This is a genomic window from Streptomyces sp. NPDC000594, assembly GCF_040299965.1.
In the GTDB taxonomy this organism is placed as follows: Bacteria; Actinomycetota; Actinomycetes; order Streptomycetales; family Streptomycetaceae; genus Streptomyces.
In genome coordinates this window covers 1-15,764 of sequence record NZ_JBEPCY010000004.1, presented here as the reverse complement: position 1 = coordinate 15,764, position 15,764 = coordinate 1, and the positions used below count along the sequence as shown (strand labels likewise).

13 protein-coding genes are annotated in these 15,764 nt (G+C 66.9%); 7 read left to right on the top strand and 6 right to left on the bottom strand.

Translation table 11 applies throughout. From position 1 onward, the window contains the following. Positions 1–15: 15 nt before the first annotated feature. From ABT354_RS07335 to ABT354_RS07325, 3 genes are read right to left on the bottom strand one after another with little or no spacing between them, the layout of a single operon-like run. A complete protein-coding gene (locus tag ABT354_RS07335; protein WP_351490247.1) occupies positions 16–3,108 on the bottom strand; it encodes a type I restriction endonuclease subunit R in 3,093 nt (1,030 codons plus the stop codon). Then, a complete protein-coding gene (locus ABT354_RS07330; RefSeq protein WP_351490244.1) occupies positions 3,105–4,349 on the bottom strand; it encodes a restriction endonuclease subunit S in 1,245 nt (414 codons plus the stop codon). Before ABT354_RS07330 ends, ABT354_RS07335 begins: the two co-directional genes overlap by 4 nt. After that, positions 4,346–6,778: a type I restriction-modification system subunit M gene (locus ABT354_RS07325; protein WP_351490241.1), complete on the bottom strand. Its 2,433-nt coding sequence runs from the start codon at positions 6,776–6,778 to the stop codon at positions 4,346–4,348. The genes ABT354_RS07330 and ABT354_RS07325 overlap by 4 nt, the downstream gene beginning before the upstream one ends. A 458-nt stretch (positions 6,779–7,236) precedes the next feature. Here ABT354_RS07325 and ABT354_RS07320 point away from each other — a divergent pair, with 458 nt between their 5' ends. Both ABT354_RS07320 and ABT354_RS07315 read left to right on the top strand, forming a co-directional pair. Then, a complete protein-coding gene (locus ABT354_RS07320; RefSeq protein ID WP_351490238.1) occupies positions 7,237–7,506 on the top strand; it encodes a type II toxin-antitoxin system Phd/YefM family antitoxin in 270 nt (89 codons plus the stop codon). A gap of 7 nt (positions 7,507–7,513) precedes the next feature. Continuing rightward, the gene (locus tag ABT354_RS07315; RefSeq protein WP_351490235.1) at positions 7,514–7,777 is read left to right on the top strand and encodes a type II toxin-antitoxin system RelE family toxin; all 264 of its coding nucleotides are present in this window, start codon (positions 7,514–7,516) and stop codon (positions 7,775–7,777) included. 125 nt (positions 7,778–7,902) lie between these two features. Here the strand turns inward: ABT354_RS07315 and ychF are convergent, their stop codons facing one another. Further along, positions 7,903–8,991: a redox-regulated ATPase YchF gene (ychF, locus tag ABT354_RS07310; RefSeq protein ID WP_351490232.1), complete on the bottom strand. Its 1,089-nt coding sequence runs from the start codon at positions 8,989–8,991 to the stop codon at positions 7,903–7,905. 224 nt (positions 8,992–9,215) lie between these two features. Between ychF and ABT354_RS07305 the strand changes: the two genes are divergently transcribed. After that, entirely contained in the window at positions 9,216–9,788 is a 573-nt protein-coding gene (locus ABT354_RS07305) for a DUF6542 domain-containing protein (RefSeq protein ID WP_502983352.1), read from the top strand. A 104-nt stretch (positions 9,789–9,892) separates the two neighbouring features. Here ABT354_RS07305 and ppgK read toward each other — a convergent pair whose 3' ends face one another. Both ppgK and ABT354_RS07295 read right to left on the bottom strand, forming a co-directional pair. Then, complete coding sequence (gene ppgK, locus ABT354_RS07300) at positions 9,893–10,633, bottom strand: polyphosphate--glucose phosphotransferase (protein ID WP_351490229.1); 741 nt, start codon at positions 10,631–10,633, stop codon at positions 9,893–9,895. 71 nt (positions 10,634–10,704) lie between these two features. Further along, positions 10,705–11,736 (bottom strand): 4-hydroxy-3-methylbut-2-enyl diphosphate reductase, encoded by a 1,032-nt coding sequence (locus ABT354_RS07295; RefSeq protein ID WP_351490226.1) that lies wholly within the window; start codon positions 11,734–11,736, stop codon positions 10,705–10,707. 87 nt (positions 11,737–11,823) lie between these two features. Between ABT354_RS07295 and ABT354_RS07290 the strand changes: the two genes are divergently transcribed. From ABT354_RS07290 to ABT354_RS07275, 4 genes are all read left to right on the top strand, one after another. Then, the gene (locus ABT354_RS07290; protein ID WP_351490223.1) at positions 11,824–13,203 is read left to right on the top strand and encodes an APC family permease; all 1,380 of its coding nucleotides are present in this window, start codon (positions 11,824–11,826) and stop codon (positions 13,201–13,203) included. A 124-nt stretch (positions 13,204–13,327) separates the two neighbouring features. Then, positions 13,328–14,536 carry an exodeoxyribonuclease VII large subunit gene (gene xseA, locus ABT354_RS07285; RefSeq protein WP_351490221.1) on the top strand — a complete coding sequence of 403 codons (1,209 nt, stop codon included), beginning with the start codon at positions 13,328–13,330 and terminating at the stop codon, positions 14,534–14,536. Positions 14,537–14,645: 109 nt separating this feature from the next. Continuing rightward, the gene (locus ABT354_RS07280) at positions 14,646–14,885 is read left to right on the top strand and encodes an exodeoxyribonuclease VII small subunit (RefSeq protein WP_351490219.1); all 240 of its coding nucleotides are present in this window, start codon (positions 14,646–14,648) and stop codon (positions 14,883–14,885) included. Positions 14,886–15,051: 166 nt separating this feature from the next. Continuing rightward, the gene (locus tag ABT354_RS07275) at positions 15,052–15,642 is read left to right on the top strand and encodes a malonic semialdehyde reductase (protein WP_351490216.1); all 591 of its coding nucleotides are present in this window, start codon (positions 15,052–15,054) and stop codon (positions 15,640–15,642) included. Positions 15,643–15,764: the final 122 nt, after the last annotated feature.

The window sequence follows — 15,764 nt, the reverse complement described above, 5'->3', positions numbered from 1 at the left end:
ACAGCGAGACGGGCGCTAGTGGTACTCATGCCTTGCCTTCACCAGTTCGAGAAGCTCATCAAGCCGGTCGAAATCGTCGGGCAGCGCTCGCTTCAGCGCGTTCCGAACTTTCCGCTCCCTCAGCGGGTTCCCGACCCATGCATGCGGCTTGCAGTGGAGCACCGCGGTGTCGGCCTCGACAGCCAGACGCTCATCAGGAAGGAAGAAGTCGACCAGGGCCCGCTTCGCCCCGTTGTTGGCCCAGGCCGGGTATTTGTACGTGTCGTCGGAGTCTCCTCTGCCGAGCTGCGCGGCAGTCTCCAGCAGTTTGGCGAGGTAGGCCTGGTACTCGATCGCGCCCCGGCGCCGCTCCTCGATTATGGCGTCGAGCAGCTCCGACATCTTGTCGAAGTACTTCGGGTTCGTCGCATGCTCTTCGATGATCAGCTTGCGCATGTTGTTGGCGACCGTCTCGGCGACGGCTTCAGGGCTGCTCTTGATCCCCTTCGGTAGCTTGTCGAGGGCCCCGGCGCCCAGTTCGACGATGAGCTGGACGAGACCAGCCTCCTCGAAGTTGGACACGGTCTCGGACGCATCTGCCTGGATGTAGGTGTCCAGGAGGAACCGCATGCCGGCCTCATACTGCTTGAAGTCGACGTCCTCGCCGGCTCCGAGTTTCACCTCGCCGCGGACATCCGTGTAATGCCGGATCTCAGCTCGGATGTCCTCGGCCTCCTGGCTGGTGTATCCGGCGGCTTCCATGTCGTTGGCCAGGTTGGCGAAGGCCCGCGTTACCGCGGCGACAGCCTTGTAGAGCTCGATACGCTTGGGCTCGTTGGCCTTGAGCTGCTCGGCGTTGCCAGGATCGGCTGCACAGAAACACTGCTGGTACTGGAGCGTGTTCCGGGGCTGCGCGACCGCCGCACACAGCGCCCGGATTCGTTCCAGTGCTTCATCGAGAGCCTCTCGCGCTTTACCGATCCGGTCTGTCAGCAGGCCCTCGATGTCCTGCGACTCATACCCATCGAGTACACCCGAGGTGTAGTCGGTGACGGCGTCCTGGAGGGAGTTGAACAGGTCCCGGTAGTCGACGATGCAGCCGAATTCCTTGTCGTCTCCGTCAAGTCGGTTGACCCGGCAGATTGCCTGGAACAGGCCGTGGTCGCTCATCTTCTTGTCGATGTAGAGGTACGTGGCGCTCGGAGCGTCGAACCCTGTCAGAAGCTTGTCGACCACGATGAGCAGGCGCATCCGGCCAGGCTCCTCGACAAACTGCCGCTTGACCTCTTTCTCGAACTGCTCGACCTTCGCCATGGCGGCGTCTTCGGACTCTCCGAAGTGGTCGGCGAGCATCCTTCGATAGATGTCGTATTGACGCAGCTTCTCCGTCTGACCTGCGCCGGAGTCCTCCTTGGAGATATCTCCTGGACTCGGGCTGTAACTGGTGACGATGGCGCACTTCCCGCGGAAGCCCGCGTTGCAGAACAGCTCGTAGAACTTGGCTGCCTGGTAGATGCTCTCACCTACCAGCATGGCGTTACCGCGCCCATCCATCAGGCGGGGCTTGGTCTCCATGTCGAGCAGAACGTCCTGCACGATCTGTTTCGCCCGCGGCTCGGAGGAGACGACCTTTTGTATCGTGCCCCAGCGCTTCTTCAGCTCGGCCCTGGACAGGTCGGTCATACCCCGGGTCTTGACCTCGAACCACTTGTCCACTTGCGCTGGCGATGTCAGGTGCTGGTCGATGGAACGGGCTTCGTAGCAGAGGTCGAGCACGACGCCGTCCTCAACGGCCTCGTCGAACTTGTAGGTGTGGATGAACGAACCGAAGGTCTCCATGCTGGTGGCCTTGTCCGCCTTGAGCAGCGGCGTTCCCGTGAACCCGATGAATATGGCGCCCGGCATCAGGTCCTTCATCGCGTCGTGCATCTTGCCGGACTGGGTGCGGTGGGCCTCGTCGACGAAGATGAAGATGTTGCCCTTGGCCTTGAAGCCCTTGGGTATCCTGGCCTTGAGTTCCTTGATGAGCTCGTTGCCGGCCTCGGATCCGTCCCCACCAGCCGCCGAGCTACCGAACTTGTGCACGAGAGAGCAGATGAGCCACTCGGCGGATTTATTCAGAGTGTCCAGGAGGTCCACTCCACTACTGGTGCGATAAATCTGCTCGTTGACGCCGTTGAAGACCTTCTCGATCTGCTCGTCCAGCTCGGTGCGATCGGTGATCAGCAGGACTCGCGCGTCTTTCTGATTCTCCCGGATCCACTTCGCCAACCACACCATCGTGAGCGACTTCCCCGAACCCTGGGTGTGCCAGATGATGCCGCCAGCACGCCGACCGATACGTCCCTGTGCGGCCTTGACGCCGAAGTACTGGTTGGGACGGCATGCCTTACGGACACCGGAATCGAAGACGGTGAAGTCATGAATCAGCTCAAGCAGCCGCTCCTTGCCGCACATCTGGAGCAGTGCACGGTCCAAGGGCTCCTCGACGTCGGAGGGCTCCTTCCACTGCGACCAGTACTTCTCAGGCGTGTCGATGACGCCGTAGCGCAGGCCCTCCACATCGTTGCCGGCGAGCACGAGCTGGACCGTGGAGAAGAACGACCGGATGAACTGAGGCTTCTGATTGCCGATGGTCTGCCGGATACCCTCGCTCACGGCGACACGGGAGCGCTTGAGCTCCAGGGTCGCCAGAGCCAGGCCGTTGACGTAGAGCACGATGTCGGGTCGCTTCGTCCGCTGCCCGACGATCGTCACCTCCTCGGCGACGGCGAAGTCGTTGGCCTGTGGGTCGTTCCAGTCAATGAGCCAGATCGTCTCGTACTGCTCGCCGGCACCTGGCTTGACCTTGACCCCGTAGCGCAACAACTCATAGACCGCACGATTCGCCTCGTACAAGTCACGACCGCCACCAAGTGCGGCGGCCTTCTTCAGGTGGTCGATCGCTTTGCTGATGAGAGAACTGTCGTAGCCTCGAGCACGGAGGTTTTCCTCCAACAACTCGACCTCGATGTTCGAGTTACCGGTGCGGTACTCCCAGCTGCCCAGGAAGCGATAGTGCAACCTTTCCCGAAATAGCTGCACAATCCGCTTCTGTGCCTTGCGCTCAGCTTGTCCAACATCACTCATTCGTCACCCTCCCCCTGGAAAGGCAGGCGGATCCTTCCCGTGAGCAGCTCCTGCATCATGCCGCATTTAATAGCGCGGGCCTTCTCGCGACGATCGTGAAGCACCTCCAGCTCGGAGTCGACATCAAGGAGCACTCTCGCAATGGCGGCCTGCTCCTCTCGGCTTGGGAACGAAACTGACAAACGCTTGATGATTGCGAGGTTGAGACCACCTCTACCGCCGTCACCGGCGGATTCCCCCCGGAGTTCCGAGTACCTCGAATCAAGGTTGTAGTACAAATAGTCCGAGTCGTGTTCGCCACTTGGACCAATACCAGCGATGGACTGGTTCGTCGCCAGTTCGATTCTAGAGAAGGCGACAGTCCCGCGAGTCTTTCCCTGCCCAGCGAGGGCAATGAGGACAGTACCGGGCGGCATGAGTTGAGCAGCTGACTTCTGAAGCCCCAACCGGGTGATGCGCCCGACGACACGACGGATCTGCTTCTGGTGAACCTCTCCCGAACTCATCCACGGAATCTCGCCGCCCCAGTAGGCGTCGACTGCGGTCGATGGAGTGCCACCAGAACGGACCTGCGCAAAGTCGCCGATTTTCCTGTCCGTCCAGTCTCCAGAAAATCCAGACAGCCTGGTCCGCCCTGTCAGAAGCTGCTGCATGAGCCCCTTCTTGATGGCTTGCTTCTTCGTGATCAAGCGTTCGAGGGCTGCGATGCACTCGTCCGCATCCGAGTGAAATTCTGCGATCCTGTCCTGCTCACCTCTCGGCGGCAGCAGGACCTTTATCTCGCCCAACTTTGCGGGGGACGTGTGTTTAACTTTGGTGCCTGCGGCAGTTTCGGTAACCGACTTCCGAAACTCGAATGAGTTGAACACGCAGTACAAGTATTTCAGTGAAACGTAACGGGACTTGGCCCGAATACGGCCGATTCGCTGATTATGCAGCCAACTGCCCGTGTCCGGAACCCAAGCCGTACTGCCGAGCAGCCCTTCGGACTGCTCGGTCATCGCGACGATCAGATCTCCCGCGTCGAGCCGGTAGGCCTCCGGGATGGCGCCACTGTAATAGCGCTGCTTTGCCCCGGTGTAGCGAAACCCACCCGATTCCAGAAAGTTTCCGGGTGTGGTAACCGCATCCCTTCCGTACTCGGAGAAGAATTCGCCCTTGAAGGCGAACCCGTGTGCAATGCTGATGAGCTCGGATACCGGCACCGAACGCCAGTCCCGTGGTGTGACTGCCACGGTCATTTCACCCCCATGTCAGCGAGGTGCCCCGCCACGAGGCTCTCCAGCTTCGCAAGCTCGGTCGCCAGGTCCTCGACCGTCTCGGCGTACCGTTCACCAAGTTCCTGGATCCGGCGCACTAGGACCAGAGTGAGCTCCTCGGCCTCGGCGGCCACGAGCATCGTGATCGTGGCTCGCCATTTGTGATCCATGACGAGTATCCGCACGTCGGCATCCGTGAGGTCGCCGTACTTCTTCAGCGTTGCCAGGTGAAGTGCCGTCTCCGCATCTTTGGCGGCCTTCTTGGCCGCTGTTTCTGCGTTGTACAACTTGATCAGATGCGTGAGAGCCTCTACCTCATCAGCGTCCACCCCTTCACGCCGAGCGACTTTGAGCCGGGTCGACGCGAGCACCTTATTGATCTTGCCGTCATCCATGGACTCCTCCAGTAGCCCCTCCTCGACGGCGTGCTCCTCGATGTACTCCTCGACCACACGGCTGGCTTCCTCCCATGCGGCCATGAGCTCATCGACCTCAGTCCGCTCCTTGAAGAAGTAGCGCCCGACCACCAGCTCCGGCGGAAGGAGGTCCATCTTGTACTTGTCGGCGCTGCGGCCCGTACCCACCACGAGGTCGGGGGCCTCAGAGAGCTTTCGGTCCTTGTCCACCACGATCCCGCGAGGCTCGGCGGCTTCGAGCCAACCGTCGTTCATGACCATGAAGACGTCGTCGTGCATGACGTCGTGCCAGTACGTCATGAGCTGCTCGTAGACGTCGTACTCGTCCAGCAGAGGCATGCGCTTGAAACGAGCCAACAAGTCGTCACCGAGGACGGCGATGAGGTCATTTGGCCGAGTGGTCCCGTCGATCCCTTCCAGCCTCTCGCACTGGGCGTCGAACCACTCAGTGGTGAGCTCCCGGGTCTCTTGGGTGAACTTCTGGAACTCGGGGGAATCAAGGATCGCCTGTTGAACCTGGCTGACATCGATGGTCAGGTCACTGTAGCCGGGACGGTTCGGCTGGAACAGCTGGTCCCGCAACTGCGGGAAGGCATCCCAGTAGGCGCTGAGAGCGTCGAGATCGCGGTCAGGGATGCCACCGTGCAGGTGTGCGTGAAGGTCCTGGATGTCCTCGGGGTCAGAGGAGTCGATGTAGCGAGGGATGTTGAGGTTGCAGTCGTTCTTCGGGTCGGCGATCTCCGACAGGGGGACCATGCGCGAGTAGCCGTCGATCGTGATCTGCCGCGTGAACACGTCGACAATCTTGTGGATGTCCTGGCTGCGGAGGCGGTTCTTGCTGCCGTCCTTGATGAAGCCCTTGGACGCGTCGATCATGAAGACGCCGGTACGGTCGGCGGCGTTCTCCTTATCCAGAACGATGATGCAGGCAGGGATGCCGGTCCCGTAGAAGAGATTCGTGGGGAGGCCGATGATGCCCTTGATGAATCCCCGCTTCAGCAAGCGCCGGCGGATGTCTGCTTCGGCGTTGCCGCGGAAGAGCACTCCGTGCGGGAGGATGACCGCCGCCTTGCCCATGCTCTTGAGTGACGTGAGGATGTGCAGCAGGAAGGCGTAGTCGCCGTTCTTCTCCGGCGGCCGGCCGTACTCGAAGCGGCCGTACTCCTGCTCCAGCCCGTTGCTCCAGGACTTGACCGAGAACGGCGGGTTGGAGACGGCGAAGTCGAACGTCTGGAGTGCGCTGCCGTTGGTGAGCTGAGGGCTGGCGATCGTGTCGCCCTTGAGGATCTCGGCGTCCTCGTTCCCGTGCAGGATCATGTTCATTTTGGACAGCGCCCACGTGGCGTTGTCCTTCTCCTGACCGTAGATCGTGATGCCGCGTGATGTCTCGGCAGCGACCTTCAGGAGAAGCGAGCCGGAGCCACAAGTCGGGTCGTAGACTGTCTGGTCCTGGCGGGTGTCCTTGGTGATGCCGACCACCTTGGCCAGCACACGGGACACCTCGGCGGGGGTATAGAACTGGCCCTTGCTCTTGCCGGACTCCGTGGCGAAGTGGCGCATGAGGTACTCGTAGGCATCTCCGAGGAGATCGTCGCCCTCGGCTCGGGAGCCTCGGAAGTCAAGGTCGCTGAAGATCGTGACCAGCTTGGACAGCCGGTCCTGGATCTCTTTGCCCTTGCCGAGCTTCTCCTCGTCGTTGAAGTCGGCGAGGTCGATGACGTTGCTCAGGTCGTTCGCTTCGGCCAGCGAGCTGATGATCTTGTTGAAGCGGTCGCCGATCTCCTTGTCGCCCTTGGCGGCGACCATGTCGTCGAAGGAACCGCCGGGCGGTACATCGATGAGACTGTCAGGGTCGGCCTTGGCCTTGTCGGAGACGTACTTCACGAAGAGCAGCGTGAGGATGTAGTCCTTGTACTGGCCGGCGTCCATCCCGCCGCGCAGCTCGTCGCAGCGCTTCCAGAGCGAGCTGTAGAGATCTGTCTTCTTGAGGGCCAAGGCTCTTCTTCCTGGTGTGTCATGGCGGTCACGCGGGCCGCCAACCCTGATGCCTGCGGCGTGATCCACGTCGCGCGGCCGTCTCCAGCCACCGATGCGGGTCCCATGCAAGCGGCAGCCGAGTCCACGCGGGAAGCGTAGTAGGGGGAGCGGCCGAGCTGACCTGTATGGGAAGAGAGACACCTCGCGGCCCGTGACCCGTACCGCCGCTGATCACATAGCGGTGTGCGGTTCCCGACCGACGCCTCCCCGGGCCAATGTCCCGCGATGGACAGATGCAAGCGGGCCTCGGCCGAGAATGACTCACTCCGCCCGTACGCTCCCGCCGTGATCAAGATGCCGGGGCCCTGGTGGCCGAGCACATCCACGGCGCCCGTGGCCGACATCCAGCACGCAGCGAAGGATCACTGCGCATTCCACCGGTGTGTACACATGGGACACTCGGTACGCTTGAGCGCATGACACAGCCGCTACCCATAGAGTCCATCCGCGATGTGCGCGCACACCTCGCCGAGGTCGTGGAGCGTGCCGAACGCGACGACGTGCCCACCGTGATCACGCGCCGGGGCAAGGAAGTCGCCGCCGTCGTCTCCATCGAGGTGCTGCGCAAATACCAGGAGTGGGAAGAGCGCGAGATCAACCGGATCATCGACGAGCGCATGGCCAACCCGGCACCCGGCATCCCGATCGAAGAGATCATGAGGGAGACGCTGGCCCGCGGTGAATGAGCACAGCGTGAGTGCGTACCGAACCGTCTTCCGCCCCGAGGCGCAGGCCGAGCTTCGGAAGATTCCTCGCGATGTGGCGCTGCGCATCCTGGCCAAGCTGACCGAGCTGGAGGCAGACCCTCTCGGCCTCAACACGACCGCACTCGTGTCCCAGCCGGACCGCCGCCGACTGCGGGTCGGCGACTACCGCCTCGTCTACACGATCGACAACGGGGAACTGGTGGTCTGGGTTGTTCACGTGGGACACCGGTCAACCGTTTACGGCACCTGATCGTCACCGACCACACATCGGAACATCCAGCAGCACGGTGACGACGAAGGGGCCGGGCTCCACCGAGCCCGGCCCCTTCCGACGTGTGCGTTCGGCTCAGAGCCCGACGCACGGCACGCCCACGACTAGACGTTGAAGCGGAACTCCACCACGTCGCCGTCCTGCATCACATAGTCCTTGCCCTCCATGCGCGCCTTGCCCTTGGCGCGGGCCTCCGCGACCGAGCCGGTCTCGACCAGGTCGCCGAAGGAGATGACCTCGGCCTTGATGAAGCCCTTCTGGAAGTCGGTGTGGATCACACCGGCGGCCTCGGGGGCCGTCGCGCCCTTCTTGATGGTCCAGGCGCGGGTCTCCTTGGGGCCGGCGGTGAGGTAGGTCTGGAGGCCCAGGGTGTCGAAGCCGACGCGGCCGAGGGTGGCGAGGCCGGGCTCCTCCTGGCCCATGGACTGGAGCAGCTCCAGGGCCTCCTCGTCGTCCAGCTCGATCAGCTCGGACTCGATCTTGGCGTTGAGGAAGATCGCCTCGGCGGGGGCGACCAGCGCGCGCTGGGCGTCCTTGAACTCCTCGTCCACCAGCTCGTCCTCGTCGACATTGAAGACATAGAGGAAGGGCTTGGTGGTCAGCAGGTGCAGCTCATGGAGGAGGTCACCCTGCTCGGTGCCCTTGGTGATGCCCGCGGAGAACAGGGGCTGGCCGGCCTCCAGCAGTGCCTGGGCGGCCTCGACCGCCTTGAGGACGGCGACCTTCTCCTTCTGGAGGCGGGATTCCTTCGTCAGACGGGGGATCGCCTTCTCGACGGACTGGAGGTCCGCCAGGATCAGCTCGGTGTTGATGGTCTCGATGTCGTCCTTCGGGGAGACCTTGCCGTCCACATGGACGACGTTCTCGTCCTTGAAGGCCCGGATGACCTGGCAGATCGCATCGGACTCACGGATGTTCGCCAGGAACTTGTTCCCCAGGCCCTCGCCCTCGCTGGCGCCGCGCACGATGCCGGCGATGTCGACGAAGTCGACCGTCGCGGGGAGGATGCGCTGCGAGCCGAAGATCTCCGCCAGCTTGGCCAGCCGTGCGTCGGGGACGCCGACGACACCGACATTGGGCTCGATGGTGGCGAACGGGTAGTTGGCCGCCAGCACGTCGTTCTTGGTCAGGGCGTTGAACAGGGTCGACTTGCCGACATTGGGCAGACCGACGATTCCGATCGTGAGCGACACGTTGCGACTTCCTGAGTGGGGACCAGTGGGGCGGGCCGGGGCGGACTGGGCGACCGGTCCGCCCGAGGGGGCCGGCGTCGGGCCCGTACGGGGGCCGATCCCCCAGTTTACGGGCGGCGCGCGCGGGGCAGCGACGGGACGCCGCGGTCGAACCTTTGGCCAAGCTCACGCCAAGGGCGTGTCCTGTCCCTGATTCCTCCCCCCTCGCGCCCTACGTTGGTCGTGTGGAGCAGCACAGGACCAGTCGCCCTCAGAACCGGCCGCGGCAGCGGTACCCGCTGCCGTCCCCGGCCGCCGCCGCCGACGGCCCCGGGGGCGGCCCTGGTGCCCCGCCCGGGAGCCGTCCCGTGCGGCCCGTGCCGCCCGCGGTGGCCGTACCGCGCCGGGGGGTGCCGGGCCCCCGGCTGACCGGTCTCGGCGGCGGGCTGCTCGCCACCGTGACCATGGTGGTGATCGGCGTCCTGGACCGGCTGCTCCTCGATGGCTCCGCACTGGTGTACGGGGCCCTCTTCCTGCCGGTCTGCGCACTGACCGCGCTCTGGGTCCGGGAGGCGGACATCGTCACCGCCCCCATCAGCGTGCCCATCGCCTTCGCCGCCGGGATCGTGCCCATCGCGGGCGGCGAGGGCGGTCTCGGCGGCCGGACCATGGCCGTGGTCACCGCCCTCGCCGTGCACGCGGGGTGGTTGTACGGGGGGACCCTGGTCGCCGGGGTGATCGCCTGCGTACGGAAGGTCCGCGCCATGGCCCGGCGCCGCCGCAGGACCCGCCCGGGGCCACCGCCCCCTCGGCGCTGACCCCCGTACAGGCAGAGGTCAGTACGGGCAGAGATCAAGACGTAGGACCTCACGACGTACAGACAACACGCACAGCCTCAAGGCGTACGGAACGGCGCGAAGCGTCAGCGGGACGCCGCCGCCATCGCCGCGCCCACGATCCCCGCGTTGTTCTGCAGCTCGGCGGGGACGATCTCCGCCCGGACGCCCTCGATGTGCGGAAGGAACTTGTCGGCCTTCCGGCTGACGCCGCCGCCGATGATGAACAGCTCCGGCGAGAACAGCATCTCCAGATGGGCCAGATACTTCTGCACCCGCCGGGCCCAGTGGGTCCAGCTCAGCTCCTGGTCCTCCTTGGCCTTGGTGGAGGCGTGCTTCTCCGCCTCGTGGCCGTGCAGCTCCAGATGGCCCAGCTCCGTGTTGGGGACCAGCCGTCCGTCGATGAAGAGCGCGCTGCCGATGCCGGTGCCCAGGGTCAGCATCATCACGGTGCCCTTGCGGCCCCGGCCCGCGCCGAAGGTCATCTCGGCGACGCCCGCCGCGTCGGCGTCGTTGAGCAGGGTGACCTCGACCCCGCCCAGGCGCTGGGAGAGCAGGCTCGCGGCGTCCCGGTCGACCCAGCCCTTGTCGACATTGGCGGCGGTACGGGTGACACCGCCGGTCACCACGCCGGGGAAGGTGATCCCGACCGGGCCCGACCAGCCGAAGTGCCCCACCACCTCGGCGACGCCGTCCGCGACGGCCTCCGGGGTCGCCGGATGGGGGGTCAGTACCTTGTGACGCTCCTGCGTCAGATCGCCTCGGTCAAGGTCGACGGGAGCGCCCTTGATACCGGATCCACCGATGTCCACTCCGAACAGGTTCATGGACCATACGGTAAGGGCAGCTCCCCGCCGTCACGCGCCGAAAGCCGCCCCCTCCCGGGGCGATACCGCCGTTACGCGGCGGAGCCCCCGGCGGGAGTCGCGCCCGCGGCGACCGCCTCCGCGCGTGCCACCAGCTCGGCGGCCTCGGCCCGCAGATCGCGCCGCAGCTCCTTCGGCAGCGAGAAGGTGATCGACTCCTCGGCCGCCTTCACCAGCTCCACATCCTCGAAACCACGCTGGGAGAGCCACTCCAGGACACCCTCGACGAGAATGTCCGGAACAGAGGCACCCGAGGTCAGCCCCACCGTGGAGACGCCCTCCAGCCAGCTCTCCTCGATCTCCTCGGCGAAGTCGACCAGATGGGCGGCGCGGGCGCCCGCGCCGAGGGCGACCTCGACCAGACGGACCGAGTTGGAGGAGTTCTTGGAGCCGACGACGATCACCAGGTCGGCGTCGGAGCCCATCTGCTTGACGGCGATCTGGCGGTTCTGGGTGGCGTAGCAGATGTCGTCGCTGGGCGGCGAGATCAGCTGCGGGAACTTCTCCTTCAGCCGGTCCACCGTCTCCATCGTCTCGTCCACCGAGAGCGTGGTCTGGGAGAGCCAGACGACCTTGGACTCGTCGCGGACCTCGACCTTGTCGACATCACCGGGGCCGTCGACCAGGGTGATGTGGTCGGGTGCCTCGCCGGAGGTGCCGATGACCTCCTCATGGCCCTCATGGCCGATCAGCAGGATGTCGTAGTCCTCGTTGGCGAAGCGGACCGCCTCCTTGTGGACCTTGGTCACCAGGGGGCAGGTGGCGTCGATGGTGGCCAGCTTGCGCCCGGCGGCCTCCTCGTGGACGACCGGGGCCACTCCATGGGCCGAGAACATCACGATCGAGCCCTCGGGGACCTCCGCCGTGTCCTCGACGAAGATCGCGCCCTTTCGCTCCAGCGTCTGGACGACGTACTTGTTGTGGACGATCTCATGGCGGACGTAGACCGGCGCTCCGTACTGCTCCAGGGCCTTCTCCACGGCGATGACGGCGCGGTCCACTCCCGCGCAGTAGCCACGGGGGGCGGCGAGCAGGACGCGACGGGCGGTAGGCGTAGCAGTCATGCCCCCCATCGTAAGGCCGCCCAGAAGAGGCGGGAGATCACCTGCCGTGCGAAGACTGATGGTGGTACGCGACGCACGGAGGCCCGGATGACCACGGACGCGGAGGGCCCCGCCGCCGGACGGGGTACGGAGGGCGGGGGCCTGCGCCGTTCCCTCGGCTTCCGTGATCTGGTGGTGTACGGGCTGCTGTTCATCGCACCCATGGCCCCGGTCGGGGTCTTCGGCACACTCGACGCGAAATCGCACGGCGCGGTGGCCCTGGTCTATGTGGTGGCGACGGTCGCCATGGGGTTCACGGCGCTGAGCTACGCCCAGATGGTACGGGTGGCACCCCAGGCGGGCTCGGTCTTCGCGTACGCGCGCAAGGCGCTCGGCGAGGGCCCCGGCTTCATCGCGGGGTGGATGGCGCTGCTGGACTACCTCCTCATCCCGGCGGTCGCCTATCTCTTCTCCGGGATCGCCATGGAGGCGCTGGTCCCGGGGGTGGACCGCTGGGTGTGGACGGGGATCGCCGTGGTGGTGACCACCCTGCTGAACCTCTGGGGGGTACGGGCGGCCGCGCGGGTGGGCTTCGCGGTGCTGGCCATGGAGATCGTGGTGCTGCTGGTGTTCGTGGTGTCGGCGGTGGCCGTCCTGGTCCGGGACGGGGCCCAGCGGGACTGGCTCTCGCCGTTCACCGGGGACACCACCTTCTCGCTGGCGGCGGTGTTCAGCGCGGTCTCGGTGGCGGTGCTGTCGTATCTGGGCTTCGACGCCATCGCCTCCTTCGCCGAGGAGGTGACGGGCGGCTCCCGGAAGGTCGCACGGGCGGTGCTCCTCTGTCTGTTCCTGGCGGGGGCGCTGTTCGTGGTGCAGACCTATCTGGTGGCGCTGCTCCAGCCGGTGTCCTCGGCGGAGCTGGCGGCCCGGCCAGCGGAGCAGGGGGCCGCCTTCTACAACGCGGTGGACGCCTCGGTGGGGGCGTGGCTGCACGATCTGATCGCGGTGAGCAAGGCGATCGGCGCGGCCTTCGCGGCGCTGGCGGGGCAGGCGGCGGCGGGGCGGCTGGTCTTCGCGATGGCCCGGGAGCGACGGCTGCCGCGCGCGCTCTCCCGGACCGGCGCGGGGGTGCCCCGGGCGGCGCTGCTGCTGGCGGCGGGGGTGAATCTGGTGGCGGCGGTGTGGGCGGCCCGGCGGGCGGACGGTCTCGACCAGCTGGTGTCCGTGGTGGACATCGGCGCGCTGACCGCCTTTGTGCTGCTGCACATGAGCGTGATCGGGTGGTTCGTGGTCCGCCGGATGGCGGGGCCGCCGCGCTGGGGGCGGCATCTGGTGGCGCCGCTGCTGGGGGCGGTGATCCTCGTCGCGGTGATCGTCACGGCCTCGGGCACGGCCCAGGTGGTGGGTGTGATCTGGCTGGGCGTGGGGCTGGTGGTGCTCGCGGTGCTCTGGGGACGCTCGGGGCGGCCGGAGGAGGGCAAGGGCTGAGCGCCGCTGGGGCGGAGCGCCTACGGGCGACGGCCGGGCGGCCCGCCGTGCGGGGGACGGGGAGCCGGGGGCGGCCCGCCGTGCGGAGGACGGATTGTCGGACCCGGCCGTTACGCTCGCCCGTATGGCTCTCCACACGTCCGCGGACGCCCCCCTCCCGGTCGGCGAGGTGTCCCGGCTCATCGGCGGCTGGATCGACCGGCTCGGCGCGGTCTGGGTCGAGGGGCAGATCACCCAGCTGTCCCGGCGCCCCGGCCAGGGAGTCGTCTTTCTGACCCTGCGGGACCCGTCGTACGACATCTCGGTCGCCGTCACCTGCTACCGGCAGGTGTTCGACGCGGTGGCCGACGCGGTCTCCGAGGGCGCGCGGGTCGTGGTGCACGCCAAGCCGGAGTGGTACGCGCCCCGGGGGCAGCTGTCGCTGCGCGCCGTGGAGATCCGGCTGGTGGGCATGGGCGAGCTGCTGGCCCGGCTGGAGCGGCTGAAGCGGGCGCTGACCGCCGAGGGCCTCTTCGCGGCCGACCGGAAGAAGCCGCTCCCCTTCCTGCCGCACCGGATCGGTCTGGTCTGCGGCCGGGCCTCCGCCGCCGAGCGCGATGTCCTGGAGAACGCGCGGCGGCGATGGCCCGCCGTCCGTTTCGAGGTGCGCAATGTCGCCGTGCAGGGGGTGCACGCGGTGCCCCAGGTGGTGGCCGCCGTCCAGGAGCTGGACGCCCTGCCGGAGGTGGACGTGATCGTCGTGGCGCGCGGCGGCGGCAGTGTGGAGGATCTGCTGCCGTTCTCGGACGAGCAGCTGGTCCGCGCGGTCGCCGACTGCCGTACGCCGGTGGTCTCGGCGATCGGCCATGAGCCGGACACCCCGCTCCTCGATCTGGTGGCCGATCTGCGCGCCTCCACCCCGACGGACGCCGCCAAGCGGGTCGTCCCGGATGTCGGGGAGGAGCTGGAGCGGGTGCGGCAGCTGCGGGCGCGGGCGCTGCGCACGGTCCGGTCGCTCCTGGAGCGCGAGGAGCGGGGGCTGGCACATGCCCTGGCCCGGCCGGCGATGGAGCGTCCGCACCGGATGGTGGAGGACCGGGAGGCGGAGATCGACGCCCTGGTGGCGCGGAGCCGCCGGGTGCTCGGGCATCTGCTGGACCGCGCGGAGTCGGAGCTGGAGCACACCCGGGCGCGGGTGGTCTCGCTCTCCCCCGCCGCCACCCTGGAGCGGGGGTACGCGGTGCTCCAGCGCGCGGACGGCGCCGTGGTGCGCTCCCCGGACGAGGTGGCCGGGGGCGACGGGCTGCGGGCCCGGGTGGCGCGCGGCGAGTTCACCGTACGGGTGACGGAATGACCAGGGCCCCCCGTGATCAGCGGGGATCGGCCGCAGCGACACGGAACGCGGCACGGAACAGCGCGGGACAGCGCGCGGGACAGCACAGGACACGACAGGAGTGGAACGGATGACCGCCGGTACGGAAGCGACGGAAGAGACCGCACCCGGGTACGAGCAGGCGAGGGACGAGCTGATCGAGGTCGTCCGCCGGCTGGAGGCGGGGGGTACCACCCTGGAGGAGTCGCTGGCCCTCTGGGAGCGGGGCGAGGAGCTGGCGAAGGTCTGCCGCCACTGGCTGGAGGGGGCGCGGGCCCGGCTGGACGCGGCGGTGGCGGGCCCGGAGGGCGGGGACACCCCGGCGGAGTGACCGCCCGGGGCGGAGAGCCGGGCACGGAGAGCGGGCGCGGAGGACCGTGGCCGGGGCACCCGCGCGGCTGTGAGGTGGGCCACTTCCTCGAATTAGTTGAAATTTAATGCACTGGGTTACGGTTGCACCCGCATACAACCGAACCCGCCTGGAAGGGTGCGCCCCCATGTCCCTCGTCCTTGACTCCGCAGCCCAGGACCTCCTGTTCCGCGAGGCCCGTACCGCCAACGCCTTCACCGACGAGCCGGTGACCGAAGAGCAGGTGAAGGCGATCTACGAGCTGGTCAAGTTCGGCCCGACGGCCTTCAACCAGACCCCGCTGCGGGTCGTCCTGGTCCGCTCCGCCGAGGCGCGCGGGCGTCTGGTGCCGCTGATGTCGGAGGGCAACCAGCCCAAGACCGCGACGGCCCCCCTGGTCGCCATCCTCGCCGCGGACAACGAGTTCCACGAGGAGCTGCCCCGGCTGCTCCCCCACTTCCCGCAGGCCAAGGACGCCTTCTTCGCCGAGCGTCCGGTCCGTGAGGGCTCCGCGACCCTGAACGCCGCCCTCCAGGCCGCGTACTTCATCGTCGGCGTCCGCGCCGCCGGTCTGGCCGCCGGCCCGATGACCGGGTACGACGCCGCCGCCGTCCAGAAGGAGTTCCTGGACGACGACCACACCCCGCTGATGATCGTCAACATCGGCCGTCCCACCGAGGACGCCTGGTTCCCGCGCTCCCCGCGGCTGGACTTCGACGACGTGATCACCACCGTCTGATCCACCCCGGACGACAGCCCCGCCCCCGGGCGGCGGCGCGATCCACCCCTGGACGGCCGTGGGGGGGCGCGCCCCCCCGCGGGGGGGGGGGCCCCCCCGCCGAGACCGGCACGAAAGGCGAG

Excerpts from the sequence above, each read along its gene's own strand:
- ABT354_RS07335 (WP_351490247.1), bottom strand. The coding sequence starts at position 3,108 with ATGAGTGATGTTGGACAAGCTGAGCGCAAGGCACAGAAGCGGATTGTG.
- ABT354_RS07330 (WP_351490244.1), bottom strand. The coding sequence starts at position 4,349 with ATGACCGTGGCAGTCACACCACGGGACTGGCGTTCGGTGCCGGTATCC.
- ABT354_RS07320 (WP_351490238.1), top strand. The coding sequence starts at position 7,237 with ATGACACAGCCGCTACCCATAGAGTCCATCCGCGATGTGCGCGCACAC.
- ppgK (WP_351490229.1), bottom strand. The coding sequence starts at position 10,633 with ATGAACCTGTTCGGAGTGGACATCGGTGGATCCGGTATCAAGGGCGCT.
- ABT354_RS07295 (WP_351490226.1), bottom strand. The coding sequence starts at position 11,736 with ATGACTGCTACGCCTACCGCCCGTCGCGTCCTGCTCGCCGCCCCCCGT.
- ABT354_RS07290 (WP_351490223.1), top strand. The coding sequence starts at position 11,824 with ATGACCACGGACGCGGAGGGCCCCGCCGCCGGACGGGGTACGGAGGGC.
- xseA (WP_351490221.1), top strand. The coding sequence starts at position 13,328 with ATGGCTCTCCACACGTCCGCGGACGCCCCCCTCCCGGTCGGCGAGGTG.
- ABT354_RS07280 (WP_351490219.1), top strand. The coding sequence starts at position 14,646 with ATGACCGCCGGTACGGAAGCGACGGAAGAGACCGCACCCGGGTACGAG.
- ABT354_RS07275 (WP_351490216.1), top strand. The coding sequence starts at position 15,052 with ATGTCCCTCGTCCTTGACTCCGCAGCCCAGGACCTCCTGTTCCGCGAG.